Annotated in this window: 31 protein-coding genes; 18 read left to right on the top strand and 13 right to left on the bottom strand. The window is 32.2% G+C overall.

The genetic code is table 11. From position 1 onward, the window contains the following. The first annotated feature begins 12 nt into the window (after positions 1 to 12). Together BM238_RS14355 and BM238_RS01610 are read left to right on the top strand one after the other, a co-directional pair. Positions 13 to 153 (top strand): hypothetical protein, encoded by a 141-nt coding sequence (locus tag BM238_RS14355; protein ID WP_177205408.1) that lies wholly within the window; start codon positions 13 to 15, stop codon positions 151 to 153. A 145-nt stretch (positions 154 to 298) separates the two neighbouring features. Then, positions 299 to 748 carry a DUF4442 domain-containing protein gene (locus BM238_RS01610; RefSeq protein ID WP_090078436.1) on the top strand — a complete coding sequence of 150 codons (450 nt, stop codon included), beginning with the start codon at positions 299 to 301 and terminating at the stop codon, positions 746 to 748. A gap of 4 nt (positions 749 to 752) precedes the next feature. Here the strand turns inward: BM238_RS01610 and BM238_RS01605 are convergent, their stop codons facing one another. Both BM238_RS01605 and BM238_RS14350 read right to left on the bottom strand, forming a co-directional pair. Then, positions 753 to 1391, bottom strand: coding sequence for a DUF4919 domain-containing protein (locus BM238_RS01605; RefSeq protein WP_090078435.1), 639 nt, complete (start codon positions 1389 to 1391; stop codon positions 753 to 755). A 92-nt stretch (positions 1392 to 1483) separates the two neighbouring features. Next, entirely contained in the window at positions 1484 to 1630 is a 147-nt protein-coding gene (locus BM238_RS14350; protein WP_177205407.1) for a hypothetical protein, read from the bottom strand. Between the two features lie 439 nt (positions 1631 to 2069). Between BM238_RS14350 and BM238_RS01600 the strand changes: the two genes are divergently transcribed. The 11 genes from BM238_RS01600 to BM238_RS01550 all read left to right on the top strand — a co-directional run bounded on the left by BM238_RS01600 (position 2070) and on the right by BM238_RS01550 (position 11670). After that, the gene (locus tag BM238_RS01600; protein ID WP_090078434.1) at positions 2070 to 2828 is read left to right on the top strand and encodes an exodeoxyribonuclease III; all 759 of its coding nucleotides are present in this window, start codon (positions 2070 to 2072) and stop codon (positions 2826 to 2828) included. Positions 2829 to 2980: 152 nt separating this feature from the next. Then, positions 2981 to 3910: a hypothetical protein gene (locus BM238_RS01595; protein ID WP_090078433.1), complete on the top strand. Its 930-nt coding sequence runs from the start codon at positions 2981 to 2983 to the stop codon at positions 3908 to 3910. Between the two features lie 161 nt (positions 3911 to 4071). After that, positions 4072 to 5331 carry a putative DNA modification/repair radical SAM protein gene (locus BM238_RS01590; protein WP_090078432.1) on the top strand — a complete coding sequence of 420 codons (1260 nt, stop codon included), beginning with the start codon at positions 4072 to 4074 and terminating at the stop codon, positions 5329 to 5331. 2 nt (positions 5332 to 5333) lie between these two features. Then, positions 5334 to 6098 (top strand): TIGR03915 family putative DNA repair protein, encoded by a 765-nt coding sequence (locus BM238_RS01585; RefSeq protein ID WP_090078431.1) that lies wholly within the window; start codon positions 5334 to 5336, stop codon positions 6096 to 6098. Between the two features lie 56 nt (positions 6099 to 6154). After that, positions 6155 to 6433, top strand: coding sequence for a TIGR03643 family protein (locus BM238_RS01580; RefSeq protein ID WP_090079081.1), 279 nt, complete (start codon positions 6155 to 6157; stop codon positions 6431 to 6433). 155 nt (positions 6434 to 6588) lie between these two features. Further along, positions 6589 to 7533, top strand: a complete 945-nt coding sequence (locus tag BM238_RS01575; protein ID WP_233741890.1) for an FAD-binding domain-containing protein — start codon at positions 6589 to 6591, stop codon at positions 7531 to 7533. Between the two features lie 138 nt (positions 7534 to 7671). Further along, positions 7672 to 8298 carry a flavin reductase family protein gene (locus BM238_RS01570; protein WP_090078429.1) on the top strand — a complete coding sequence of 209 codons (627 nt, stop codon included), beginning with the start codon at positions 7672 to 7674 and terminating at the stop codon, positions 8296 to 8298. Beyond that, positions 8298 to 8426, top strand: coding sequence for a DUF2256 domain-containing protein (locus BM238_RS01565; protein WP_177205406.1), 129 nt, complete (start codon positions 8298 to 8300; stop codon positions 8424 to 8426). The genes BM238_RS01570 and BM238_RS01565 overlap by 1 nt, the downstream gene beginning before the upstream one ends. After that, on the top strand, positions 8401 to 9903 hold the full coding sequence (locus BM238_RS01560) for a cryptochrome/photolyase family protein (protein ID WP_317040662.1): 1503 nt from the start codon (positions 8401 to 8403) through the stop codon (positions 9901 to 9903). The genes BM238_RS01565 and BM238_RS01560 overlap by 26 nt, the downstream gene beginning before the upstream one ends. Before the next feature lie 75 nt (positions 9904 to 9978). Further along, positions 9979 to 10452, top strand: a complete 474-nt coding sequence (locus BM238_RS01555; protein WP_090078426.1) for a CYTH domain-containing protein — start codon at positions 9979 to 9981, stop codon at positions 10450 to 10452. 45 nt (positions 10453 to 10497) lie between these two features. Then, complete coding sequence (locus BM238_RS01550) at positions 10498 to 11670, top strand: BaiN/RdsA family NAD(P)/FAD-dependent oxidoreductase (RefSeq protein ID WP_090078425.1); 1173 nt, start codon at positions 10498 to 10500, stop codon at positions 11668 to 11670. A gap of 58 nt (positions 11671 to 11728) precedes the next feature. Here BM238_RS01550 and tpx (BM238_RS01545) read toward each other — a convergent pair whose 3' ends face one another. Next, positions 11729 to 12226, bottom strand: coding sequence for a thiol peroxidase (gene tpx, locus BM238_RS01545; protein ID WP_090078424.1), 498 nt, complete (start codon positions 12224 to 12226; stop codon positions 11729 to 11731). A gap of 219 nt (positions 12227 to 12445) precedes the next feature. Between tpx (BM238_RS01545) and BM238_RS01540 the strand changes: the two genes are divergently transcribed. Next, positions 12446 to 14656, top strand: coding sequence for an NADP-dependent isocitrate dehydrogenase (locus BM238_RS01540; protein WP_090078423.1), 2211 nt, complete (start codon positions 12446 to 12448; stop codon positions 14654 to 14656). A gap of 81 nt (positions 14657 to 14737) precedes the next feature. Here the strand turns inward: BM238_RS01540 and BM238_RS01535 are convergent, their stop codons facing one another. The 3 genes from BM238_RS01535 to BM238_RS01525 form a co-directional block, all read right to left on the bottom strand. Continuing rightward, entirely contained in the window at positions 14738 to 15928 is a 1191-nt protein-coding gene (locus BM238_RS01535) for an MFS transporter (RefSeq protein ID WP_090078422.1), read from the bottom strand. A 120-nt stretch (positions 15929 to 16048) separates the two neighbouring features. Beyond that, a complete protein-coding gene (locus BM238_RS01530) occupies positions 16049 to 16642 on the bottom strand; it encodes a hypothetical protein (RefSeq protein WP_090078421.1) in 594 nt (197 codons plus the stop codon). A gap of 1 nt (position 16643) precedes the next feature. Beyond that, on the bottom strand, positions 16644 to 17150 hold the full coding sequence (locus BM238_RS01525; RefSeq protein ID WP_090078420.1) for an RNA polymerase sigma factor: 507 nt from the start codon (positions 17148 to 17150) through the stop codon (positions 16644 to 16646). Between the two features lie 74 nt (positions 17151 to 17224). Here BM238_RS01525 and BM238_RS01520 point away from each other — a divergent pair, with 74 nt between their 5' ends. Both BM238_RS01520 and tpx (BM238_RS01515) read left to right on the top strand, forming a co-directional pair. After that, positions 17225 to 18748, top strand: coding sequence for a S41 family peptidase (locus BM238_RS01520; protein ID WP_143093332.1), 1524 nt, complete (start codon positions 17225 to 17227; stop codon positions 18746 to 18748). Positions 18749 to 18956: 208 nt separating this feature from the next. Further along, on the top strand, positions 18957 to 19466 hold the full coding sequence (gene tpx, locus BM238_RS01515; RefSeq protein WP_090079080.1) for a thiol peroxidase: 510 nt from the start codon (positions 18957 to 18959) through the stop codon (positions 19464 to 19466). Positions 19467 to 19521: 55 nt separating this feature from the next. On the opposite strand, the gene BM238_RS14345 is transcribed toward tpx (BM238_RS01515), so the two are convergent. From BM238_RS14345 to BM238_RS01490, 6 genes are all read right to left on the bottom strand, one after another. Further along, positions 19522 to 19689, bottom strand: a complete 168-nt coding sequence (locus BM238_RS14345; RefSeq protein ID WP_177205405.1) for a hypothetical protein — start codon at positions 19687 to 19689, stop codon at positions 19522 to 19524. Between the two features lie 117 nt (positions 19690 to 19806). Further along, on the bottom strand, positions 19807 to 20142 hold the full coding sequence (locus BM238_RS01510) for a hypothetical protein (protein ID WP_090078418.1): 336 nt from the start codon (positions 20140 to 20142) through the stop codon (positions 19807 to 19809). A 69-nt stretch (positions 20143 to 20211) separates the two neighbouring features. Then, positions 20212 to 20889 carry a peptidoglycan DD-metalloendopeptidase family protein gene (locus tag BM238_RS01505; protein ID WP_090078417.1) on the bottom strand — a complete coding sequence of 226 codons (678 nt, stop codon included), beginning with the start codon at positions 20887 to 20889 and terminating at the stop codon, positions 20212 to 20214. Continuing rightward, entirely contained in the window at positions 20890 to 21204 is a 315-nt protein-coding gene (locus tag BM238_RS01500) for a hypothetical protein (RefSeq protein WP_090078416.1), read from the bottom strand. A 135-nt stretch (positions 21205 to 21339) separates the two neighbouring features. Continuing rightward, positions 21340 to 21636, bottom strand: a complete 297-nt coding sequence (locus BM238_RS01495; protein WP_090078415.1) for a hypothetical protein — start codon at positions 21634 to 21636, stop codon at positions 21340 to 21342. A gap of 15 nt (positions 21637 to 21651) precedes the next feature. Next, complete coding sequence (locus tag BM238_RS01490) at positions 21652 to 23637, bottom strand: urocanate hydratase (RefSeq protein WP_090078414.1); 1986 nt, start codon at positions 23635 to 23637, stop codon at positions 21652 to 21654. Positions 23638 to 24029: 392 nt separating this feature from the next. Between BM238_RS01490 and BM238_RS01485 the strand changes: the two genes are divergently transcribed. Then, positions 24030 to 24413, top strand: coding sequence for an acyl-CoA thioesterase (locus tag BM238_RS01485; protein ID WP_090078413.1), 384 nt, complete (start codon positions 24030 to 24032; stop codon positions 24411 to 24413). A gap of 84 nt (positions 24414 to 24497) precedes the next feature. Further along, positions 24498 to 24926 (top strand): DUF1090 family protein, encoded by a 429-nt coding sequence (locus tag BM238_RS01480; RefSeq protein ID WP_090078412.1) that lies wholly within the window; start codon positions 24498 to 24500, stop codon positions 24924 to 24926. 62 nt (positions 24927 to 24988) lie between these two features. On the opposite strand, the gene BM238_RS01475 is transcribed toward BM238_RS01480, so the two are convergent. Next, positions 24989 to 25279, bottom strand: a complete 291-nt coding sequence (locus BM238_RS01475) for a hypothetical protein (RefSeq protein WP_090079079.1) — start codon at positions 25277 to 25279, stop codon at positions 24989 to 24991. Positions 25280 to 25339 lie beyond the last annotated feature (60 nt).

Genomic DNA, 25339 nt, shown 5'->3' with positions numbered 1-25339 from the left:
TATCTTTATTTAATGAAAAAAATATTGCAATCTTCCTTTCTTTATGAGATTGAACTTTTAAAATCAAAACTTTCTTCCAGAAATATTGATTCTTTTATAGAAAACGAATTTATAAATAATGTAGCTTACGGTTTATCATTTTTGCAGAATTAAGAATTGCTTGTGAATGAAAGCGATTTTGAAAAAGCGGTTGAAATTCAAAACGAAAAATTTGAATCAGATGATTTCGAAGTTTAAATACTATTTAACGGATAAAGAATTCTTCGCTTTCTTTTCTAAAAATATATAAATTTGTTTAATGACAAAGCTTCAATTCCACCTTTATTTACTGGCAAAAATCCCCATTTCCTATTTGGCGGGCGTTCGTTTAGAATCTTTAAAAAAGGAAGAATGTCAGACGAAAGTAAAATTAAGCTGGTTTAGCCAAAACCCATTCAATTCTATGTTCTGGGCGGTTCAGGGAATGGCCGCAGAATTTTCTACCGGAATAATGTGCGCGGAAAAAATCAGAAAATCCAAACAAAAAATTTCAATGCTGGTAACTGAACAAGATGCCGAATTCACCAAAAAAGCAACCGGAAAAATTATTTTTAAATGTAATCAGGGAAGAGATATTGACAACGCAATTCAACAAGCGATTGAAACTGGCGAAGGCGTCGAACTGATGTTATTTTCAACCGGCATTAATGAGATGGGTGAAATTGTTTCAAAATTCTCTTTTAAATGGAGTTTTAAAGTGAAAAACTGATTTTTTAAAGTTCATTATCCTGCATCACTTTAAAGATCAATTGCTTTTTACCGTCTTTCCAACGGTCGTACGTAGCATCTTCAGCCATTTTTGAAGATCGTCTATAAGTTTGCAGATTTACTTTTAAAAAACCCGCCAAAACATATTCATCCGGAATCGACATTACCGTAAACTCAAGATTTTCATTATCATTCGTCCCAGATTTCAAAATGGTTTCTATCAAAAGTTTCAATTGCATCGCGCGCAAACCAAAATCAGCAGCTTCCTCACTTTCCCGTGAATAAACCTGTAGCAAAATTGCCAAAACTTCCAGATCAGTTGGATCTTTAAATAACAAAGCGTCCGCCGCTTTTACATTCTCAGTAAGACTGGCTTTTTTAAAACTTTTTACAAAATTTAACTTGTCCACATTAAGCGGCGCACTCTTATATTTTGAATAAAATTTACCGTAATACAGATGTTTCATTTCCAAAGAATCCAGCATTGTCGGGTCATACTGAAATCTGTAAACCAATCGGTCATAAAAATATTTTGATGCAGAATCATTCACATTCGTTTTTATATCGTCGAAATTAATCGTGGATTTTTGTGCAAAGCTGTTAGAAAAAATCAGAAAAAATAGAAATATATAAAAGTTCTTCATGTCTTAAATTGAAAATTTTAAATAAATATAAACCAAAAAAATCACATAAAATCAACGCTGGAAAAACAATTCGCTTAAAGATTTTCGAAAACTTAATTAGTGGGAAATTTAGGAGCAAGAAGATTTTGCTTTTTCCGAAAAGTCTTCCCGTCTTCCACTCTATCTTTTTTGGCGCTCGCTTCGCTCGCGCCAAAAAAGGATGCCGTTTCAGCCGCGGCTAAAAAAGAAGATTTTTTCATTTTCCGAAAGGAGAATAAGTATCAAATAACATTCATATACGACCTCGGAAACGGAGCCGTTAAGAATATTTGATTTTAAACCTTTATGAAATTTTTTCTGTTTGAGTGGCGGCAAATAACAAATAACTCAGAAAAAAATTGAACTTTCCGCCCGAAACCTAACGAAGTGATTCGACGAAGTTCTGTGAGTCAATTCAAAAATTTTAGGTTTAAATTTTAATTTTTAGGTGAGATTCCACTCTTGATTTTTTGGTTCTTTTTTATCAAGAAAAAAGAACAAAATAAATACAAGAAATTTTCATAAAAGATATTTGTAAATTTGGTTTTAAATAATTAAAATTTAACATTGTCATTCTGAATATAGAAAATCGAAACGGAGAATATTTGGCTAATAAAGATTCTTCCATCGTCAGAATGACAAAAACAAATAATAAAAAACATGAAAATAATTTCCTATAACGTCAACGGAATCCGCGCTGCTTTTACAAAAGACTTTCTCGGTTGGCTAAAAACCGAAGATCCAGACGTCATCTGCATTCAGGAAAGCAAAGCCGGATCTGACCAGATCGATATTGAAAGTTTAGAAAAAGCCGGTTATTTCAGCACCTGGCATTCTGCGCAAAAAAAAGGTTACAGCGGTGTTGGAATTGCGTCTAAAGTTGCCCCAAAACACATTGAAATTGGTTGCGGCATAGAAAGTTACGACAATGAAGGCAGAATTATGCGCGCTGATTTTGAAGATTTTTCGGTGCTTTCAGTTTACGTTCCTTCGGCGTCAAATATTGACCGATTAGAATTTAAAATGCAGTTTTGCCATGATTTTTTAAATTACATCAAAGAATTACAAAACAAAATTCCCAATCTTATTATTTGCGGCGATTTCAATATTTGCCATGAAGCCATTGACATTCACAATCCAAAAGGTTTAGCAAACACTTCCGGATTTTTACCCATGGAAAGAGAATGGATGACCAACTTTATGAAAGAATGCAATCTCACAGACAGTTTCCGCGAAATGAATCCGGATTCCCAACAATTTTCCTGGTGGAGTTACCGCGCCAATTCCCGTGCAAATAACAAAGGTTGGCGTTTGGACTACCATTTCGTCACCAAAGGATTAGCGAAAAAAATAAAATCTGCTGAAATTTTAGGACAGGTAAAACATTCTGATCATTGTCCGATATTGGTGGAGATTTAGATTTTAAAAAAATGAATAAAAAATATTTTAAAATTATTTGTGTGGTTATTTTAACTATTCTGATATTATATTATTTAATAGATTTATATGTTTCGTATTGCTTTGCTTTGCATCCTGCATAATTTTTAGATGATAAGAATAAATAAAATTTTATGGAAGATAAAGTACTTAGATATTTTCAACTTTTAGAAAAACTTAAACAGAGTAAAGGTTATATCATTAGTAAAAAAATAAATTTATTTTCACTATCGACTTACATATTTACCGAAAATTACAATCAACTTATTAATCAGATAGAATTACAAACTAATCCTAAAGGCTCCCAAGAAATTCATTCAGTTGAAAATAGAGAAAAATTAAGGGAAGTTCAAATTGAAACTTTAAGATTTTTACATAACTTTCTTGCATCCGCACAATCTTTAATTGATCACACTCGGGTTTTTGTAAATGATTTATATGATGATAACGAATTATTTAAGAAAGAATTTATTAAAAAAATAGAACTAACATTTACAAATGACGAAGTTTCTACATTTATTAGAAATTTTCGACAATATCTTCAGCATTTCAAAGCACCAAGTATTTCAGTTGTTACCAATTTATTATCAAAAGATAGAAATTACCAACGTAGAGTAATGATTTCTGTTTCAGATTTGCAACAATTTTCAGGTTGGAAATCATTAGCGAAAGAATACATTTCAAAACATGACAAAAACATCGATTTATTTTTAGTGTCTACAACTTATTTCAACAAGGTGAATAATTTTTATAAATGGTTTTCTGAAAAACAAGATTCTCTTCACAAGTCTGAATTCAAAGAAATGGAAAATATTAAAATTGAAATGACAAGTGCTAATATTAAAGAAATAATAAACGACTTCATCAAAAATGTGAATATGTCTAAAGAGGAATTCGATTTAAATATTACAGAAGTTATGACCGTTATGGAAAAAAAAGCATTTTTATCATTTAATCAATCTTCAAAATTTAAATATGTATTATCAATTTGCAAGAAAAATAAAATTCAATTAGATCAAAAAGAAATATTAGTTCTAATAAAAAGGTATAGGACGATAAAATAAAAGGATTAAAAAAGATATAAATAAAATAACCATCTACTAATAAACTTTATTCTAAATAAATCTTGCTAAAATCTATAGCAATTTTCCATCATTTTTAAAATTTTAGTAAATAGTTTTACTAAAATTTTGTAAATTTACTTATTGAAAAATCTTCAAAGTAAATGAATTTAGAGCGAATAAAAGAGAAATTAGAAATACTGGCAGATGCTGCAAAGTATGATGTTTCCTGCTCTTCCAGCGGTGGAAATCGTAAAAATAAAAACGGTGGTTTGGGCGACAGTCACGCTTCCGGGATTTGCCACACTTACACAGAAGACGGCAGATGCGTTTCGCTTTTAAAAATTCTTTTGACCAACCATTGCATTTACGATTGCGCTTATTGCGTTTCCCGAAAAACCAACGATATCAAACGCGCCGCTTTTACAGTAGAAGAAGTTGTCGATCTGACCATTAATTTTTACCGAAGAAATTATATTGAAGGTTTATTTTTAAGTTCCGGGATCTTTAAAGATGCCGATACGACCATGGAAAGATTAGTTCATGTGGCAAAAAAATTACGCCAGGAACACAATTTTAACGGTTACATACATTTAAAATCCATTCCCGGCGCGAGCGATGAGATCATGAAAGAAGCCGGACTTTACGCCGATAGATTGTCCATCAATATTGAAATTCCCACAGAAAAAGGTTTAAAACTTTTGGCGCCTGATAAATCACATTCTGAAATGATAAAACCAATGGGTTTTGTAAAAAATGAATTGATGCTTTATAAGGAAGAAAAAAAATTATTCAGAAAAGTTCCGAAGTTTGCACCTGCTGGACAATCCACGCAAATGATTGTCGGCGCAACCGATGAAACGGATTTAAAAATTATTAAAGTTGCGGATCATTTTTACCAGAATTTTAATCTGAAACGTGTTTATTATTCCGGTTATGTTCCGATGTTGACGGACGCAAGATTGCCGTCGATTGATTCGCAGGTCCCGATGTTGCGGGAAAACAGATTATATCAGGCAGATTGGTTGATGCGGTTTTATGGTTTTCAGGCTGATGAAATTTTAGAAAAAGAAAATCCATTTTTAGATCTGGAAGTCGATCCAAAATTGGCTTGGGCGTTGCGTCACCGCGAGCAGTTTCCAGTCAATGTAAATACCGCGACAAAACAAATGTTGCTCAGAATTCCCGGAATTGGCGGGAAATCGGTTAATAAAATTATAAGCGCAAGACGTTTTCAAAAATTAAATTTAGATAATTTAAAGAAAATGGGTGTTGCCTTGAACCGCGCAAAGTACTTTGTAGAATTTGATACGCATAATATTTTCAACAAATATATTGAACAGCAGGATTTCAAAAAAATCATCATGACTGGAATGAAATCTAAATTTCAGAATCCATTTTCAGAACAGTTAAGTTTATTTTAAAAATGACGACTTTACTTTATGATGGCAGTTTTGAAGGACTTTTGACGTCGGTTTTCGAGGTTTTTGAATATAAATTTTCGCCCGCTGAAATCATTTCAAAAGAAAACTATCAAAGTGAAAATATGTTTTCGGAAGTTCACGAAGTTTTTACGTCAAAGGAAAAATCGGAACGCGTTTTAAAAAAACTGGAAATAAATTTAGAAAAGTCAGGAATTTCTCAATTGCTAAAAGTTTATTTATCAGAAAGAAATGATTTAGAGTTTTTAATTTTAGATGCGATCCAAAAATCGTTGAAAAATCCAACGCAGAATATTTTGCAAAATTACGCTGATGAACAGATCCTGGAAATTGCAAAAATTAATAAATCAATAAATCGTGAAATTCACAGAATGCACGCGTTTGTGAGATTTGAAAAACTGAAAGACGATGTTTATTTTTCAAAGATTGAACCAGATTTTAATGTTTTACCATTAATTGTGAAACATTTTAAAGACCGTTATCAAGATCAAAAATGGATGATATTTGACATTAAAAGACATTACGGCGTGTTTTATGATTTGAAAACAACGGAAGTTTTTTATCCCGAAAAAGATCAGGATTTTAATTTTAAAAAAATAGAAAAATTATTCCACGAGGAAGAAATCAGATATCAAAAATTGTGGCAGCGCTATTTTTTTAAAACAAATATTCCGGAAAGAAAAAATTTAAAATTACATTATCAACATGTTCCAAAAAGATATTGGAAATATTTAACGGAAAAAATTTAATTACAAAAATTAAAAAGAGATTAATTTTAATTTTTGAAACTTTAAATAAAAAATTAATGAAAGAATTTACATTAAGAGAAAGCGACAGAATCATCGAAATGGCGTGGGAAGACAGAACGCCGTTTGAAGCAATCACCTTTCAATTCGGGATTTCCGAAGCGGAAGTGATTACTTTGATGCGAACAGAATTGAAAGAAAGTTCGTTTAAATTATGGCGAAAAAGAGTGAATTCTGGTGTGAGCAAAAAACATTTGAAGAAAAGAAGTGAAGAAATTTCCCGGTTTAAATGTTCAAGACAACGAACAATCTCCCACAATAAAATCTCAAAACGATAGACTTCCATACTTCCATATTACAAATCGAAGCAAGAATTTCGGCGATAAATCCGGTAAAATATGCCTCTACACGAAACTTCAAAAATGGCGCAGTCACAAAACTGAGTCCATACATTTCGCGCGGCGTTATCTCCACTTTTGAAGTTTATCTGCATTTGAAAACATTAAATTTAAAATGGTTTGAAGTTGAAAGATTGGTTCAGGAATTAGCGTGGCGGGAATTTTTCCAAAATGTTTGGTCACATAAAAAAGACGGCATTTTTTCTGACATAAAAAACCAACAAATTAATGATGAAAATTCTGGAATTCCAAAGGCTGTTTTGAATGCAGAAACTGGAATTGAAGTTTTGGATGATGCTGTAAATGAACTTTACGAAACTGGCTATATTCACAATCATTTGAGAATGTATTTGTCTTCAGTTTGCACTAATATTGCGCATTTTCATTGGTTTGAATCTGCAAAATGGTTGTATTACAATTTGCTTGACGGAGATTTGGCGAGCAATCATTTGAGTTGGCAATGGGTTTGCGGAACTTTTTCGAGTAAAAAATATTTTGCGAATCAGGATAATCTAAATAAATACTTCAATAGCAAACAAAAAAATACATTTTTAGATGTCGATTATTCTGAATTTGACGATTTAAAAGTGCCAGAAATCTTGAAAGAAAGTCAGAAATTAAATTTAATGACAATTCTTCCGATTCTTCCAAAACCAAACTTAGAAAATAAAAAAACATTACTTTTTAATTATTATAATCTTGATTTTAAATGGCACAAAGACAAAGATTTTCAAAAAGTATTTTTGCTTGAACCGTCTATTTTTGAGAAATTTCCAGTTTCAGAAAAATGTATTGAATTTGCTTTAAAATTATCTGAAAACATTCCAAACATTAAAATTTTTATTGGTGAATTTTCTGATTTAGTTTCTGAAATTTCTGCTGAAAACATTAGTTTTAAAGAACATCCTCTAAATTTACATTACGAAGGAAATTCAGAAAAAATTTCGAACTTATTTACTGTTGAGACAGAATGCTCATCGTTCTTTTCTTACTGGAAAAAAGTAAAAAAGGGTTTGCAAAAGGATTTTGAAACGAATTAAAAATTACACCGTCAATTCTTTCGCGCACAGATTTCACGGATTTGCACAGATGTAAGAAATACTTTTTGAATAAACTTATCAATAAAAAATCTGTGGAAATCTTTGGAATCAGTAAGAAAATTTTTAAAAACTTGAACTATGAATTTAAATAAAACAGAAATAGAAAATCTGGAGAGAAAATACCGCTTAAATTTAATAAACTCAATAACCGGAATCAAACCAGCCAATTTAATCGGAACAAAATCAAAAACAGGACAGGAAAATTTGGCAATATTTTCGTCAGTTGTGCATTTGGGTTCCCATCCAGCGCAATTAGCAATTGTGCTTCGTCCACAAGAAGAACGCGAAACAGACACTTTTAAAAATATAAAAGAGACGGAAGTTTACACCATCAATCACGTTCCAGAAAATTTAATTAAAAACGCACATTACACATCCGCAAAAGTTTCTCACGATGTTTCTGAGTTTGAAAAAATGAATATCGAGAAAGAATATATCGATGATTTCTTCGCACCATTTGTAAAAGAAAGTCCGGTAAAAATTGGGATGAAATTAGATACAATGATTGATTTACCAAATAATTGCCGATTTATTATTGGGACTGTTCAAAAATTAATTTTATCTGACGAAACTGTCAATGAACTAGGACAAATTGATTTGGAAAGTTGCAAAACTTCTGGAATTTCAGGTTTAAATACCTATTATTCTTTGAAAAAATTGGATACATTTCCATACGTAAGAAGTAATGAAATTCCTAAATTTTAATGAAAAAAGAACATCTTCCCACAAAAATATGTCCCGCTTGCAAACGTCCTTTTTCCTGGCGAAAAAAATGGGAAAAAAATTGGGATGAAGTGAAATATTGCAGTGAAAAATGCCGAAGAAATAAGTAAAATGTTTAAAACTGTTAATTTAATTTTTCCAAATCAGTTATTTAAAAATAATCCTTTATTTGAAAATGAAGGTGATTTTTATTTAATTGAAGAATATCTTTTTTTTAAACAGTATAAATTTCACAAGCAGAAAATCGCTTTCCATCGCTCTTCTATGAAATTTTATCAAAAATATTTAGAAGAAAAAGGTTTAAATGTTGTTTATATTGAGTGTGAAAATCCATTATCAGATATTCGTAATTTTAGAAAAGAAATTTTAGAAAAGGATATTACGGAAATAAATGTCATTTATCCCGCAGATTTTTATCTTGAAAAAAGACTGAAAGAAATTGCTAAAAGTATTAAAATCAACATTTTAGAATCACCGCAATTTATTAATAATAAAAAAGATTTAGAGGTATTTTTTAATCCTGATAAAAAGTCATATTTCCAAACGGCCTTTTATAAACAAGAACGTATTCGCCTTAATATTTTGGTGGATGAAAATAAAAATCCCGAAGGTGGAAACTGGACTTATGACGTGGATAACCGCAAGAAATATCCAAAAGGAAAAACGCCGCCTTCTATTCATTTCCCTGAAAGATCCAAAATTTGGGACGACGCCGTAAAATACACCGAAGAAAATTTTGAAAATAATTTAGGCAAAATCTCAGAAAACACCTTCTACCCTACTTCTCACGAAGCAGCGGAAAGTTGGCTGGAACAATTTTTAGAATACAGATTTATAGATTTTGGAATTTACGAAGATGCAATTGTAGAAAAAGAAATCATTTTAAATCACAGTTTGCTTTCGCCATTAATTAATTCCGGTTTATTGACGCCAATCGAAGTCATCGAAAAAACGCTCGATTTTGCAAAGAAAAATAAAATTCCACTCAATTCTTTGGAAGGTTTTATTAGGCAGATAATTGGTTGGCGCGAATTTATGCATGGGATGTATCTGTTTAAAGGCATTTATTCCCGCACAAAAAATTACTTTGGTTTTAAGAGAAAAATGCCTAAAAGTTTCTATGACGGAACTACGGGAATTTCACCAATTGATGAAACTATTAAAAAGGTTTTAGAAACCGGATACTGCCATCATATTGAAAGATTGATGGTTTTAGGGAATTTTATGTTGCTTTGCGAAATTCACCCCGACGCTGTTTATCAATGGTTTATGGAATTATTTATTGACGCTTATGATTGGGTAATGGTGCCTAATATTTACGGAATGAGCCAGTTTGCAGACGGCGGAACTTTTGCGACAAAACCTTATTTAAGTGGTTCAAATTATATTAAAAAAATGAGCGATTACGGAAAAGGCGAATGGGAAGCCATTTGGGACGGACTTTTTTGGCGATTTGTTGGCGAACATCGAGAGTTTTTTAAAGGAAATCAACGCGTTTCCATGATGTACTATTCTTATCAAAAAATGGATGAAGAAAAACGAAAATTGCATCATAAAAATGCGGAGGATTTTTTATTAAAACTTTAAATAAAAAAGTTAATATTAAATCTGATTTTAAAAAGAAAAAATAATTGATAATATTCATTTTAAAAAATTCACATAGTGGGAATTGAAATTGAGAGAAAATTTTTGGTAAATAGGGAAAAATGGCAATATATTGAAAAACCAACTGGCGAAAAATACAGACAAGGTTATTTAGTTACTGATCCAAAAAAAACGATTCGCGTAAGGCAAACGATTGATAAAGGTTTTTTGACAATAAAAGGAATTTCAATAGGCGCAAAAAGATCAGAATTTGAATATGAAATTCCGTTTGAAGAAGCACGAGAATTATTAGACCAATTTTCAGTTGCTGAACTTTCAAAAATCAGATATAAAATTTTGTTTGATAATCACATTTGGGAAATTGACGAATTTTTCGGAGATAATAAAGGTTTAATTGTCGCAGAAATTGAGTTGAAAACTGAAGAAGAAAATTTTACAATTCCTGAATGGATAGATAGAGAAGTGACGGAAGATGAAAAATATTATAATTCTAATTTGGTTCTGAAACCTTTTAAAGATTGGAAAATATAAATTAAATAGCTTCTCGGAAATCAGAATGAGTACTTTTGCAGAGAGATGCAAAACAATCAAATTATAATCATAGGCGCCGGTCCCGCTGGATTAATGGCAGCGCAAATTTTAGCCGAAAAAGGTCTTAAAGTTTGCGTTTACGAACAAAATAAAGCCGCAGCAAGAAAATTTTTGGTGGCTGGAAATGGCGGATTTAATTTGACACACAGCGAAGAAATTAAGTCATTTTTAGAAAAATATGATTCAAAAGAAATTCAGGAGATTGTTGAAAAATTTGATAATCAAAAAGTAATTCAATGGCTTTCAAATCTTGGAATTACGACTTATGTGGGAAGTTCCGGTAAAATTTTTCCGACTAAAAATTTTAAACCAATTCAAGTTTTAAGGGCTTGGTTGGATCATTTAGAAAAATTAGGAGTTGAAATTTATTACGGCCATACTTTTTTAGATTTTGATGAAAATTCTGTTTATGTAAAAAATGATTTTGGCGAAATTAAAATTAATTATTCAAAATTAATTCTCGCAATGGGCGGCGGAAGTTGGAAAAAAACCGGCTCTGATGCAAAATGGATTGAAACTTTAAGCAAGAAAAATATTGAAATTACACCTTTGCAATCTGCAAATTCTGGTTATGAAACGCTAATACTTTTTCATCAATTGCAAGGTCAATATTTAAAAAACATAAAGATTTCCTTTAATGAAAACCATAAAATTGGCGAAATAGTTTTCACAAAATATGGCATTGAAGGAAGTCCGGTTTATTTCATGAATCGCTTTACCAGAAATTTCGATTTTCCTTTGACTTTATTTATTGATTTAAAACCAAATTTATCTGAAAATGAAATTTTGAACCACTTGAAAGGAACTGAAAAAACCAGTTCAATTTTAAAAAAGAAAATAAAAATCTCTACAACTGGTCTTAATTTGCTAAAAGCTTTAGATAAAGAAAGTTATATGGATATTGAGAATCTTGCTAAAACGATCAAACAATTTCCCATAGAAATTCAAAGTTTTAGACCAATTGATGAAGTCATTTCAACTTCGGGTGGCGTTGCTTTTTCGGAATTAAATGAAAATTTGGAACTTAAAAAATGTCCCAATGTTTTTTGTGCCGGCGAAATGATTGATTGGGAAGCACCAACTGGCGGATATCTTTTGCAGGCTTGTTTTAGCACGGGAAGTTGGGTCGCAAATTCAATTGCAAAATCTTTAAAATAAAAAAAGAGAATTACAGTTAATTTCTATAATTCTCTTTTTAAAATCTTAAAATATCTTTTTATTTTAAAGATGAAAGTGCCGCTTCATAATTTGGTTCCTGCGCGATTTCCGGTACTTGTTCCGTATAAATAACTTTATTATTTTCATCGGCAACGATGACAGCGCGACTTAGCAAACCTTTCATCGGTGAATCTACCAACTCTACTCCATAATCCTGTCCAAAACTTCCTCTAAAATCTGAAAGACTTTCAACATGGTCTAAACCTTCTGCTGCACAAAAACGACTTAAGGCAAAAGGCAGATCCTTTGAAACATTAATGACAACCGTGTTTTCTACATCTCCGGCTTTTTCATTAAATTCACGTGCAGATTTTGCGCAAACGCCAGTATCAATACTTGGGAAAATATTTAATATTTTTCTTTTTCCTGAAAAGTCTGACAGAGATTTTTCATTAAGATCAGAGTTGGTTAGTTTAAAATCTTTTAGATCTGAACCATTCTTTGGAAGTTCCCCAACAGAGTGAATTGGATTTCCACCAAGTGTAATATTTGCCATAATAATTTATTTTTTGTGTTTCAAATTTAGTTAAAAATGCCTGTAAAATTTCGCTTTTAAAGGTTAAATAATTCTTAAAAATTAAAGAAGAAAACAAATATGGCTAAAATCAATTCCATTTTTATTAAAAATTTACAAACATGAATTTTTCATTATAAAACTGAAATTTCAACAAAAATCATTATTTTTGTGAACTTTCAAAATAAAATTAAAAAAACAATGTCTAAAATTTATTACACTTTAACGGATGAAGCGCCAATGCTTGCAACGCATTCATTTTTACCAATTGTAAAAGCCTTCACAAAAACTGCTGATATCGAAATTATTTCAAGCGATATTTCTTTAGCAGGAAGAATTTTAGCCAACTTTCCGGAATTTTTGAAAGAAGATCAAAAAGTGAACGATGCTTTAGCACAATTAGGCGATTTAGCAAAAACACCAGACGCCAATATTATTAAATTACCAAATATTTCTGCTTCAACGCCGCAATTAGATGAAGCGATCGCAGAATTGCAAAAAGATGGTTATAACGTTCCAAATTATCCTTCTGAACCAAAAAATGAAGAAGAAAAAGCAATAAAAGCTAAATATTCTAAAGTTTTAGGTTCGGCTGTAAATCCAGTTTTGCGTGAAGGAAACTCTGACAGACGAGCACCAAAAGCCGTAAAAAATTACGCAAAAAATAACCCACACAGAATGGGTGAATGGAAATCTGATTCTAAAACTGAAGTCGCTTATATGACTTCCGGCGATTTTTACGGAACTGAAACTTCCACAACCATTGAAAATGATGGAAAATATAAAATTACTTTCTACGGAAATGATGGTTCTTCAAAATTATTAAAAGATTTTGCGCCTTTGAAAGCAGGTGAAATAATCGATTCTGCGACAATGCATCTTAATTCTTTAAAATCTTTTGTAGAAAAAACTTTAGAGGAAGCCAAGGAAAAAAACGTGATGATCTCTGCGCATTTGAAAGCAACGATGATGAAAGTTTCCGATCCAATTATGTTTGGGGCAATTGTTGAAACTTACTTTAAAGACGTTTTTTCTAAATATGCTGAAGTTTTCAAACAACTTGACATTAACCCAAATAACGGTTTACAGGATCTTTATGATAAATTAAAAGGAAACGAAAAAGAGCAGGAAATAAAAGAAGCGATTGCTAAAACTTTTGAAAACGGTGCTAAAGTAGCGATGGTGAATTCTGATAAAGGAATTACTAATTTCCACGTTCCATCTGACGTAATTGTTGATGCTTCAATGGCGGCTTTAGTTCGTGGCGGCGGGAAAATGTGGAATAAGGAAGGAAAAGAAGAAGACACTATTACAATAATTCCAGACAGAAGTTATGCTGGATTTTTTGAGGCTGTAGTTGAAGATATGAAGAAAAATGGCGCAGTTGATCCAAGAACAATGGGTTCTGTTCCAAACGTTGGATTGATGGCGCAAAAAGCGGAAGAATACGGTTCTCACGATAAAACTTTTCAAGTTTCTGCCGATGGAAATGTGAAAGTTGAAAATGAAAATGGAGACGTTTTACTAGAACAAAAAGTTGAGAAAAATGATATTTTCAGAATGTGTCAAGTTAAAGATGCACCGATCCAGGATTGGGTGAAACTGGCTGTAAACAGAGCAAGACTGTCTGATACACCTGCCATTTTTTGGTTGGATAAAGCAAGAGCGCACGACAGAGAAATCATTAAAAAAGTTGAAAAATACCTTAAAAATTATGATTTAACAGGTCTTGACATTCAGATCTTGGATGTGAAAGATGCTATGAAATTAACGCTTGAAAGAATTCGCGAAGGAAAAGATACAATTTCAGTTTCTGGTAATGTTTTAAGAGATTATTTAACGGATCTTTTTCCAATTTTGGAATTAGGAACTTCTGCAAAAATGCTTTCAATTGTTCCATTAATGAATGGTGGCGGACTTTTTGAAACCGGCGCTGGCGGATCTGCACCAAAACATATTGAGCAATTTATTGAAGAAGGTTATTTGCGTTGGGATTCTTTAGGTGAATTTTTAGCGTTGCAGGCGAGTTTAGAATTTATTTCTCAAACTAAAAATAATAAAAAAGCACAAATTTTAGCAGATGCTTTAGACGCGGCAAATGATTTGTTTCTCGCTAATGACAAATCGCCTGCAAGAAAACTTGGAAGTATTGATAATCGCGGTTCGCACTTTTATTTGGCCATGTATTGGGCACAAAAATTGGCTGAACAAACACAGGATTTTGAACTTTCAAATCACTTCAAAAAAGTAGCAGAAGATTTTAAAAATAATGAAGAAAAAATAAATTCTGAATTAATTGGCGCACAAGGAAAACCACAGGAAATTGGCGGTTATTATTTCCCGGATTTTACAAAAACTGACGTTGCAATGCGACCAACTGAAACTTTAAATAAAATTATTTCTGGAATTTAGAATTTAATAATCAAATTTAAAAGCCATTTTCTTAACTTAGAAAATGGCTTTTTTATGAGGAATTATTTAGATAAATAATAATTAAATATTGGCTTTCCGAATTTTTGTTACGAGCAAAACTAAAAATCCCAAAATCGCCAAAACAAAGTAACCTTCAGCCACTTTAATTTGGATTTCAGGTTTTAAAACGGCAACAATTCCATAACTGACTGCTGACGTAAGGATAAACGCAACGCCGCCCGTTAAACCGCCTGCAATACCTGCAGAATCCGGAAATCTTCCGATGCAGAATGCAAAATAATTATTAAAAATAAAACCGGCGGTAATATGAATCAGAAAGGCAAAAGCCACCAGACTGTAAATCGTATTTGTGAAAAATGATGCAAAAAACATGGCAATAATTACAGCCAACTGGATATAATTTGCTGTTTTTATTTTCGGCATAAAAGGTTTATCAATTAGAAATTTGCCTAAAAAACCGCCAGCCATCCAGGCTAAACCTAGAAATAAAGACACGTAACCGGCAACGACTTCAGAATAACCCATTTTGTGCTCGATGATAAAAGCGCCGCAAAGATTGAAAAAAATTACTATACCGTAACTCAAACCGCACATTAACATTCCGTAGAAAAAATCGCGCGTCCGGAACATCATATTGTATTCTTTGATCAAATAATCAACTTTAAAAGGATTTTTAGTTTTTAAAGTTTCACCGGAAAAAATAAATTCTAAAATGAGCAAAAGAAAACTGTAACCCGCCAAAATATAAAAATTTGATTGCCAGCCAAAATGTTTCTGCAAATAACCACCAATAAAAGGCGCAATAATTGGTCCTACAGACCAAACAATCGTCATTATACTGAGATAATGCTTACGTTTTACGCCCTCATAAACATCCACAAAAAATGCACGTTTGGAGACAACAACAATTCCCGCTAAAGCGCCCTGTATAACGCGCATGGCGTAAATCACCATAACACTTTCCGTTGTTCCGGTAATAATAAAACTGACTACAAATAATGCCAGGGAAATGAGTGAAATTTTATATCTGCCAAAAGCATCTACCACGCTTCCCGCAAAAAATTGCGTAAAACCGTAACTGATCAGAAAAATTGAAAGAGTCAATTGAATGCTGCTTTCCTGTTGTCCCAACTGTTTCGCCATTTCCGGCATTGACGGCAAGTAAATATCGGTTGATAATCCCGACATCGGAATTACGGCAAAGGCCAAAATCGTCGCGATGTATTTGTTTTTTTCTTTTAGAGCACTCATTTTTTAAGTCAAGATTTAATTTAAATAAATCAAGCTGCAAAAATCCTGTTTTTTTATGGATAAATTGACTAAAGAACAAATAAACTAAACATTGATAAAAACGATTTATCGAAAAAAATTCTATTTTAAATCATCAATTAATTTGGTGATCATGATAAAATATCTACCATAAAATTTCTGAAACCACCATTTTCCAACGACATACAAAGCACTTAACATCAAAAGGCAAAATAGTAAAAATGAAGCGACAAATGCGAAACCGTCCATTGTTTTAAAATTTGGCACAAATTCATAAATCAATAAAATTTCGGCAATAGAAAATGGGACAAAAGCGATATAATACGCCAGATAATATTGCTCATTTAATTTAAATTGAAATTTAAGATCTTTTAAATTGTCTAAAACATTTAAATCAACTGCACTTAAATTTTTATAAAGAAGAAAAAATTTGTAGTAATAAAAGGCTGTTACAAGCATCATAGAAACTACTAAAGTAATAATGTATATTTTAAATTTAAAAAAATGAAAATCTACAACCGATAAAAATATAATGATGAAAACAAACATTATAGAAGTTGACCAAAATTCTTTTCTCATATTTTTGCGCAATTTTTCTAAAGGAAAATGCAATTCTTTTTGTTTTTCCAAAGAAATTTCCGGCATAATATCTGGTCTTTCTTCGTTCCAAATACCTTTTATATTATCTAAATCCATTTTAATTTTGGTTTAAAAGTTCTTTTAATTTTGTTTTCGCGCGGTTCAGTTTTACCCGAACGTTCACTTCTGTAATTCCCATTTCTTCGGCAATTTCTTTTCCGCTAAAATTTTCTAAATAGTAAAAAATTAATGCTTTGTCGATATTATTTAACTGATTAATTGCTGCGTACATTTTACTTAAATTTTCTTCTTTCTCTGAATTACTTTCCTCATTTAAAATTGTAAAATTTTCAATTTGATCAGAACTTACAGTTAGTTTTCGCTTTCCTTTTTTAAGGAAAATTATCGCCGTATTTAAAGCAATTCTGTAAACCCAAGTCGAAAACTGACTTTCCCCACGAAAATTGTGTAATGATTTCCAGGCTTGATAAGTTATTTCCTGAAAAAGATCTTTCTGATCTTCGGCATCATCCATATACATTTTAGAAATTTTAAATAAAATTCCTTTGTGCTTTTCGATCTGTGTTAAAAATTCCTGTTCCGCAGAAGTGTTTTTCACCGCCATATTTGGTTAGTAGATAATTGCAAATTTTGTTACAAAATAGTTTTGGTTTTATTAGTTTTGGTTAAAATTTAGATTTGAAAAAAACAGTTTATTTTCTGATAGTTTGCCTTTTTACTTCGTGTGTTTCGGTGAAAAACTATAATGAAAATTTAGAAAAACCAATCGCGGCCGACAAATTAAAGGAAGATGTAAATTTTGCTTATTTAAAACTTCATCAATTTCACCCAAATCTTTATTGGTATATTTCCAAAGATTCATTGGATTATAAGTTTGATTCCCTAAAAACAACCATCAATAAACCTTTAAAACCATTAGAATTTTATTTGAAATTAGAACCTGTTGTAGCAAAAATCAGAGAAGGTCATTTGCGCGTGACAATTCCCACAAGAAGGTTGACTAAAAAAGAACAAAAATACCTTTTAACTCAAAAAGGACTTTTTGGTCGTTATAATTTCGCAATTGATGGTGATCAATTATTTGTTTTAGACAATGCCGAAAAAGTTCCAAATATGCAGGTCGGGACGGAAATTTTAAAAATCAATGATCATCCAACACTTGATTATTTAAAAAAATACAGGAAATTAATTACCAGCGATGGCAAAAATCAGACATTTCAAAAATATTATTTAGCAAAATCCTGGTCATCATTTTTTACTTATGAAAACGGTATTTTAGACAGTGTAAAACTGGAAACAAAATACCAAAATGAGATCAAAACTTTTTATTTAAAACGTGAGAAAATATCAAAAGTTGAGAAAAAAGTAGAAAAAGTAGAAGTCAAAAAAAAGCAGCAGCAAAATAAAAACAGTGATTATAATGTTGCCAGGAAATTATACAACCGTAGTTTGACCTTTGAGAAAAAAGACAGCAGCATTGCTTTTATGAAAATAAATTCTTTTTCAAATACGCGTTCAGCAAAATTTTACAAAGAAAGTTTCGCGACTTTAAAAAAAGCAAAAACGAAATATTTGATCATTGATATGCGCAATAATTTTGGCGGAAGCGTCGCGGAAATTAATAATCTATATTCTTATCTGACCGACGAAAAATTAAAATTCCTAAATGATATTGAAGTGACATCCAATAAATCAATGTATCACGCGGATTATTTTAACCAGGTTCCGAATTTAATTAAACCTTTGGCAGCGATCGCCTACCCTTTTTATCTGGTGGGAACGGCTTTTTCAAATAAAGAAAAAGATGGAAAGCATTATTTAAGAGCAAATTATAAGATCAGAAAAATCAAAGAAGATAATTTTAAGGGAAAACTGTATGTCTTAATTAATGGTGGCAGTTTTTCTGCGGCGTCCATTTTACCTTCAAAATTAAAAGGTGATAAACGCGCCTTTTTAGTCGGCGAAGAAACTGGCGGCGCGAATGATGGAAGCGTCGCAGGAAGATATTCAACAATAACATTACCCAATTCAAAACTCAAATTACCAATTAGCTTGATGCTTTTTCAGCCAAATATCACTTTTACAAACACTGAAAAAGGCGTTGTTCCTGACAAAGAAATTATTCCAACAATTTCTGAAGTTTTGCAGAAAAAAGATATTGAATTGGAATGGATTTTAAATGATATTGCAAATCAAAAGTGAAAATTTTAAAGACTTTTTTTGAATTGATTTTATATATGAAAGTCATTTAATGGCATTTATCTCGCGCAAAACAATACATTTGTTAAAAATTACAAATATGTTTTCAAAATTAATTTACAGCGCCGTTTTGCTTTTCGCTTTATCTTCCTGCAACAAAACCTCAACGGATAAAACTGTGGCCGCAACCTCAACCGATTCTACAGCAAACATGAAATCTGAAAATTCAGTTTTAATGGGTGGCAAAACTGTTCATACTGTGGGGAAACTACCTGCGACAGGCACAGAAGCACCGGCTTTTACTTTGGCAGATGTTGAAATGGGTGATAAAACGCTTGATGATTTTAAAGGAAAATCTATAATTTTAAATATCTTTCCAAGTGTTGACACAGGCGTTTGTTCGGCTTCTGTAAGAAAATTTAATAAAGAAGCAGCCAACCTTCCGAACGCGGTTGTTTTGTGTATTTCTAAAGATCTTCCATTAGCACAGAAAAGATTTTGTGGCGCAGAAGGCATTAAAAATGTCGTGATGCTCTCAGATTACCGTTCAGATTTTGGAAAAACTTACGGCGTTCAACTTACTGATTCGCCAATGCGAGGACTTTTGAGCCGTGCAGTTGTGGTGATTAATCCCGAAGGAAAAATTGTTTATGAAGAACAGGTAAGCGATATTTCTCACGAACCAAATTACGAAGCGGCAATAAAAGCGGTAAAAGGTTAAGAATTTTTCATTTAAAATATTCAATAAAAACCTGCTGTTTGGCAGGTTTTTTTAATTATCCTTCTCTTAAAATATCTTTGTAATTTTCTTCCGGATCCTGAAAGTTTTGTATAATTCTTATAACGTCATCTTTTATTACATAGATTAACGTATTATGTTTTGTAATTAATATTTTACGATAAATTGTCTCTTCATATTTTTGAAAAACTACAAATCCACCCATTATGATTTGTAAACAATGGTCTAATTTAAAGTTAAAATCTTCCAAAACTTTATCGTTTCACTATATAATAGATAATCTTCTATTTTATCTAAATCATCGAAGGCTTCTTTACTAAAGTCAATTTCCATTTCTGTAATTTTCTAACCTTTTTTTACTTCTTTCTTTCACTTCTTCATAAGAATGCACTCTTCCATTTTTAAAATCTTCTTCTGAACGTTTCAACGATTCCAAAATTTCTTCCTTTGTTTCGTTTCGCCACGTTTTAGGTTCTACATTTTGGGCGATTGTTAAAAGTTCTTCTGCTGTAAATCTTTTTTCCTTTAATTTCTTGAAGAAAGTTGGTTTTTTAATTCCTGATTTTTCAATTATAAAAGATAATTTCACTGGCGAATTCTTCAAAATGACATCGATATTATTTTGAATTTCAATATATTTTTCTATTTCTGCTATCATTTTATTATAATTTTAAGTATCATTTTATGATACAAATTTAATACATTTTAGATTTGATAAACTACTTTGTCAATAAATTTTCAATAATAAATTCGGATCCGAGCAATTTTCTGTGTAAAAATCTAAATCTTTAGAACTGCAAACGCCGGGATAATCGCCTTTTTTACCTTCAATATCTTTAATAATTTGAAAATGTAAATGTGGTGCATAATCGCCGTTAATTGGTGGTTTTCCCAGTTCTGCGATCTTTTCGCCTTTCTTAACAATTTGTCCTTCCTTTTTTCCATCCAAACTTTCCAGACTTAAATGGCCGTATAAAGTATAAAAAATAACGTCTTCCATTTCATGCTCTAAAATAATTGTCGGACCATAATCGCCGTGCGCTGTATTATTTTGAAAACTGTGAATTTTTCCGTCTAAAGCGCTTAAAACCGAAGTTCCGGCTTTTATCCAGAGATCTAAACCGATGTGAATATTTCGTTCTTCAACATTTTCCTGGTTAAAATTTTCACTTCTTTTATAAAGATTTCTTTTTTCTAAATAACCCCCGAAAGCGACTTTTGCATTGTTTTCTGAAAGATGTTTTTCTATAAATTCTTCGAATTTACTGGCGTCTGTTAAGTCTAAATTGAGTTTATCTGTTCTTGATTCGGAAAGATCAATTGCGACGTAATTTTTGTAATCGATGGTTGCATCGATTACTTTTATGTTGGTTTGGTTTTGAAGGATATTCTCTAATTTTTTCATTTATTTTATAAAAGTTTCTTTATCTCGAAAGTCGAGCGGTATCGGTGAATAGGTTGGATACTTATTTAAAATCAAACTAACTTCTGTGAAATTTGATGAATCAAAAAATTTAAAAGTAGAAATTTCAGAAAGTTCCAAAATAGGGTTTTGATTTCCGATATTTAAAACGAACCCAAAAGGTGGAAATACAAATTCACATATGCCGCCATTGATATTATCAAATGTCCAATTGCCATTTTTTATTTGTCCTTCATCGTTCAAATACATATAAAATCTGAAATTATCTGGTAAATTAATGTAATTTTCATTTCTCACAAATTCTAATAATTCTGGATATGATTCTGCGAACCAATCAGAATTATTACATAAGAAAATTGATGTGATCTGCTTTAAAAAATTCTTTAAATTAACTTCATGACTAAAAATTTTAAATTCAACTGCTTTAAAATCTTAAACAGTTCTAATTAACCCGTATGCTATTTTAGCAAAACTGACATAATCATTAACATATTTTAGCCCTAAAAAATTATTACAATCTTCGCATAAACAATATTTTCCCAATCCACCCTGATTTAATTTGGCTTTTGGTCTTTTGCCATTTATATATTCAGTAAAATTTTGGTAATAATCATCTGATGGAACAGAAAAAAATCTGGTTTGCTTATTATATGCAGATCGAGGTGGAAAATGCTCATAATTCAACAAATTCCATTTTCTACAAATATGACAAATTCCTTCAACTTTCATTGTAATATTTTTCTTTTAAAACAAACTCTCATCCACAAAATTCGGCAAAGTCACTTTCAAGTTGGGTTCATGTTCCATGGCACGTTTGATGGCAAAAACTGAGTTTTCATTTCTTGCCCAACTTCTGCGGGAAATTCCATTATTCACGTCCCAAAAAAGCATCGATTTTAATTTTCGTTCTGCTTCTGCGCTTCCATCAAGCAACATTCCGAAACCGCCGTTAATTACTTCGCCCCAACCAACGCCGCCGCCGTTGTGAATTGAAACCCAGGTTGCGCCACGAAAACTGTCGCCAATTACATTCTGAATCGCCATATCTGCCGTAAATCTGGAACCGTCATAAATATTTGAAGTTTCCCGATACGGCGAATCTGTCCCCGAAACATCGTGGTGGTCGCGACCTAAAATGACTTCACCAATTTCACCGTTTTTTATGGCATTATTAAACGATTCGGCAATTTTCATTCTTCCTTCCGCATCGACGTAAAGAATTCTGGCTTGCGAACCAACCACCAAATTATTTTCCTGCGCGCCTTTTATCCAGGTAATATTATCCTGCATTTGCTGCTGAATTTCAGACGGCGAATTTTTCATAATTTCCTCTAAAACTTCACAAGCAATTTGATCTGTTTTTGCTAAATCTTCTGGTTTTCCACTAGCGCAAACCCAGCGAAATGGGCCAAAACCAAAATCAAAACACATTGGTCCCATAATATCCTGTACATAACTTGGATATTTAAATTCCCGGCCTAAAGTTGGATTTTCTGCTAAAATATCTGCTCCTGCCCGACTCGCTTCCAATAAATAAGCATTTCCATAATCGAAAAAATAAGTACCTTTTTCCGTGTGTTTGTTGATGGCATCGGTTTGTCGCCTCAAACTTTCGTAAACTTTTTCCTTAAAAATTTCGGGATCTTCTGCCATCATTTTATTGGAATCTTCAAATGAAATTCCCGCCGGATAATAACCGCCGGCAAAAGGATTGTGAAGTGAAGTTTGATCTGAACCAATATCAATTCTAATATTTTCCTGATCGAATTTTTCCCAAACTTCCACCACATTTCCAAGATAAGCAAGCGAAACAACTTCCCTATTTTCCTTTGCCTTTTTTACTCTGGATACCAGTTGATCTAAATGTTCATGGATTTCATCCACCCATTTTTGTTCGTGGCGAATTTTTGCAATTTTAGGATTAACTTCGGAAATCACCGTGATGCAACCAGCAATATTTCCAGCCTTTGGTTGAGCACCGGACATTCCGCCTAAACCTGAAGTCAAGAAAAGTCCACCCTTTGGGGATTTTTTTATTTTTCTAAAAGCATTTAAAACCGTAATTGTCGTTCCGTGAACAATTCCTTGCGGACCGATGTACATATAACTTCCCGCGGTCATTTGTCCGTATTGCGAAACGCCTAAAGCATTCATTTTTTCCCAATCGTCGGGTTTGGAATAATTTGGAATGACCATTCCGTTGGTTACGACAACTCTCGGCGCATCCTTTGAGGAAGGAAATAATCCCATCGGATGACCGGAATACATCGTTAATGTTTGTTCATTCGTCATTTCTGACAAATATTTCATCGTCAAAAGATATTGCGCCCAATTTTGAAAAACCGCGCCGTTTCCACCGTAAGTGATGAGTTCGTGCGGATGTTGCGCAACTGCATAATCCAAATTATTTTGAATCATCAACATTATTGCTTTTGCCTGTAAAGATTTTCCGGGATACTCTGAAATTGGTCTCGCTTTCATTTCATAATCTGGACGAAAACGATACATATAAATTCTGCCGAAATCTTCTAATTCTTGACGAAATTCAGGTAATAATTCAGCGTGAAATTTTGGTTCAAAATAACGCAAGGCATTTTTTAAAGCCAGTATTTTTTCTTCTTCGTTGAGAATATCTTTTCGCTTTGGCGCGTGGTTGATCTGAGTTTCGTAAGGTTTTATTTTTGGTAATTCTGCGGGAATTCCTTGTTGAATTTGTTCTTGGAAAGTCATTCGAGAAGTATTAAAATTCTTATGGTTTAAAGGTATTCAAATTTCATATTACTGCAGTTAAATTTGTACAGAACTTCCTTTCGAAAGAGAAAATACCTGAACTTCTTAGCCCGAATAGGAATGGAAATCCTTTTTTTTCGTGCATTTGACGAAAAAAAAGATTGGAATGGATAGCCGGACGACGATTGAAAGAAGAAATAATTGTGTTGCTTCAAAGTCCATGATAAAACTTTATCTTCGCCATTCAAAAAATGGGTGAATCGTGTGGAAATCACGAACTGTCGCGCAACTGTAAACTGAATTTTCGGTAAGTCAGATCCCCAAAAACTTTCGCGGGTGAAGTAGAAAACATGAGGTTTTCTATTCATTTTTAATTTTAAAATTTTAATTAAATGAATTACGAGACAGAAATTCAAAAGTCTATTACCAAAGTTTTTAAAGTGGTTTTCCCCAATACGACCAATCATCACAACACGATGTTTGGCGGAAAAGTGATGGAAATGATGGATGAAGTGGCGTTTATGACGGCAACGAGATTTGCCAGAAAAGCCTTTGTGACGGTAAGTTGCGATCGCATTGATTTTAAAAAACCCATTCCTGCCGATACTTTGGTGGAATTGATCGGGAAAGTGAAATATGTGGGAAACACAAGTCTGAAAGTAAATGTTGAGATTTTTGTGGAAGAAATGTATGGCGAAAGTCGAGAAAGAGCCGTGTCAGGGGATTTTACATTGGTTGCGATTGATGAGGATAAAAAACCAAGTTCTATTTTTTAAATTTTCGGATAAAATTTGATCAACAGATAAAATTTTTAACCTTTATTTTATATCTTTAAATTTAATTATTTAAAAAAATAAACTATGAAAAAAGTATGGTTAATTGCTGCGGCAGCAGGTTTTACATTCCTTACATCTTGTAATAAAGATGCAAAAATGGAAACCGTGCCAACTGATGTGGCAACTGTGACGGGCGAAAATGTGGCTGATGCACAAAAAGATCTTAATGAAAATGTTGCAGATGCACAAGATGCGGTGAATCAAGCGCAAAAAGAACTTGATGAGGCGAAAGCAAAAGGCGATCAGGTTTTATTGGGCGCTGCGCAGACAAAACTGGATGAACTTCAGGCAAAATTAGATGCCGTGAAAAAAAGCGCTGGTGAGACAATTCGCGCGACAAATGGCGATATGAAAGGTGCTAACAAGCAACTGGACAACACAAACGATGCAGCCAAAGAGCAACTAAAAGAAGTTGAAAAAACAGCTGGAAAAGTGGAAGATAAAGTGAAATAATTACTTTCAAATTAAAAAAAAACCGGAAAATTTTCCGGTTTTTTTTATTTATTTGGTGAAATTTAAGAAATTAAATCATCATTTACTTCCTCATGATTGTCATTATTATCACTTGTGCTGTAATAATTATTCTCCTCGTCTTCAGAACCAATTTCTTCCTGCGCATTGTCAAGTTCCGAACCAGGAACATCTAAATTAGCTTCCATGCCGTCCAAAATATTTTCGTTCTCAGTCAAATTTCCATTTGCGTCGATAGAAATGTGATCTTCCTTCGCGAAAATATCTTCGCTTTTTGGATAATCAAGTTCTTCAAGATTTTTTTCTATTTCGTTTTCGTTGTTTTCTGTGCTCATAATATTTTTTTTAAAACGTAACAATTTTTTTGCCACAACATTATTTAGGACGAAATAATT

Origin of the sequence: Halpernia frigidisoli, from assembly GCF_900113805.1 — a bacterium.
In the GTDB taxonomy this organism is placed as follows: Bacteria; Bacteroidota; Bacteroidia; order Flavobacteriales; family Weeksellaceae; genus Halpernia; species Halpernia frigidisoli.
The sequence above is the reverse complement of the archived record's forward strand: the minus strand, read 5'-3'. Positions and strand labels throughout refer to the sequence as shown.

Excerpts from the sequence above, each read along its gene's own strand:
- BM238_RS14355 (WP_177205408.1), top strand. The coding sequence starts at position 13 with ATGAAAAAAATATTGCAATCTTCCTTTCTTTATGAGATTGAACTTTTA.
- BM238_RS01610 (WP_090078436.1), top strand. The coding sequence starts at position 299 with ATGACAAAGCTTCAATTCCACCTTTATTTACTGGCAAAAATCCCCATT.
- BM238_RS01605 (WP_090078435.1), bottom strand. The coding sequence starts at position 1,391 with ATGAAGAACTTTTATATATTTCTATTTTTTCTGATTTTTTCTAACAGC.
- BM238_RS14350 (WP_177205407.1), bottom strand. The coding sequence starts at position 1,630 with ATGAAAAAATCTTCTTTTTTAGCCGCGGCTGAAACGGCATCCTTTTTT.
- BM238_RS01600 (WP_090078434.1), top strand. The coding sequence starts at position 2,070 with ATGAAAATAATTTCCTATAACGTCAACGGAATCCGCGCTGCTTTTACA.
- BM238_RS01595 (WP_090078433.1), top strand. The coding sequence starts at position 2,981 with ATGGAAGATAAAGTACTTAGATATTTTCAACTTTTAGAAAAACTTAAA.
- BM238_RS01590 (WP_090078432.1), top strand. The coding sequence starts at position 4,072 with ATGAATTTAGAGCGAATAAAAGAGAAATTAGAAATACTGGCAGATGCT.
- BM238_RS01585 (WP_090078431.1), top strand. The coding sequence starts at position 5,334 with ATGACGACTTTACTTTATGATGGCAGTTTTGAAGGACTTTTGACGTCG.
- BM238_RS01580 (WP_090079081.1), top strand. The coding sequence starts at position 6,155 with ATGAAAGAATTTACATTAAGAGAAAGCGACAGAATCATCGAAATGGCG.
- BM238_RS01570 (WP_090078429.1), top strand. The coding sequence starts at position 7,672 with ATGAATTTAAATAAAACAGAAATAGAAAATCTGGAGAGAAAATACCGC.
- BM238_RS01565 (WP_177205406.1), top strand. The coding sequence starts at position 8,298 with ATGAAAAAAGAACATCTTCCCACAAAAATATGTCCCGCTTGCAAACGT.
- BM238_RS01550 (WP_090078425.1), top strand. The coding sequence starts at position 10,498 with ATGCAAAACAATCAAATTATAATCATAGGCGCCGGTCCCGCTGGATTA.
- tpx (WP_090078424.1), bottom strand. The coding sequence starts at position 12,226 with ATGGCAAATATTACACTTGGTGGAAATCCAATTCACTCTGTTGGGGAA.
- BM238_RS01540 (WP_090078423.1), top strand. The coding sequence starts at position 12,446 with ATGTCTAAAATTTATTACACTTTAACGGATGAAGCGCCAATGCTTGCA.
- BM238_RS01535 (WP_090078422.1), bottom strand. The coding sequence starts at position 15,928 with ATGAGTGCTCTAAAAGAAAAAAACAAATACATCGCGACGATTTTGGCC.
- BM238_RS01530 (WP_090078421.1), bottom strand. The coding sequence starts at position 16,642 with ATGGATTTAGATAATATAAAAGGTATTTGGAACGAAGAAAGACCAGAT.
- BM238_RS01525 (WP_090078420.1), bottom strand. The coding sequence starts at position 17,150 with ATGGCGGTGAAAAACACTTCTGCGGAACAGGAATTTTTAACACAGATC.
- tpx (WP_090079080.1), top strand. The coding sequence starts at position 18,957 with ATGAAATCTGAAAATTCAGTTTTAATGGGTGGCAAAACTGTTCATACT.
- BM238_RS14345 (WP_177205405.1), bottom strand. The coding sequence starts at position 19,689 with ATGGGTGGATTTGTAGTTTTTCAAAAATATGAAGAGACAATTTATCGT.
- BM238_RS01510 (WP_090078418.1), bottom strand. The coding sequence starts at position 20,142 with ATGATAGCAGAAATAGAAAAATATATTGAAATTCAAAATAATATCGAT.
- BM238_RS01505 (WP_090078417.1), bottom strand. The coding sequence starts at position 20,889 with ATGAAAAAATTAGAGAATATCCTTCAAAACCAAACCAACATAAAAGTA.
- BM238_RS01495 (WP_090078415.1), bottom strand. The coding sequence starts at position 21,636 with ATGAAAGTTGAAGGAATTTGTCATATTTGTAGAAAATGGAATTTGTTG.
- BM238_RS01490 (WP_090078414.1), bottom strand. The coding sequence starts at position 23,637 with ATGACTTTCCAAGAACAAATTCAACAAGGAATTCCCGCAGAATTACCA.
- BM238_RS01485 (WP_090078413.1), top strand. The coding sequence starts at position 24,030 with ATGAATTACGAGACAGAAATTCAAAAGTCTATTACCAAAGTTTTTAAA.
- BM238_RS01480 (WP_090078412.1), top strand. The coding sequence starts at position 24,498 with ATGAAAAAAGTATGGTTAATTGCTGCGGCAGCAGGTTTTACATTCCTT.
- BM238_RS01475 (WP_090079079.1), bottom strand. The coding sequence starts at position 25,279 with ATGAGCACAGAAAACAACGAAAACGAAATAGAAAAAAATCTTGAAGAA.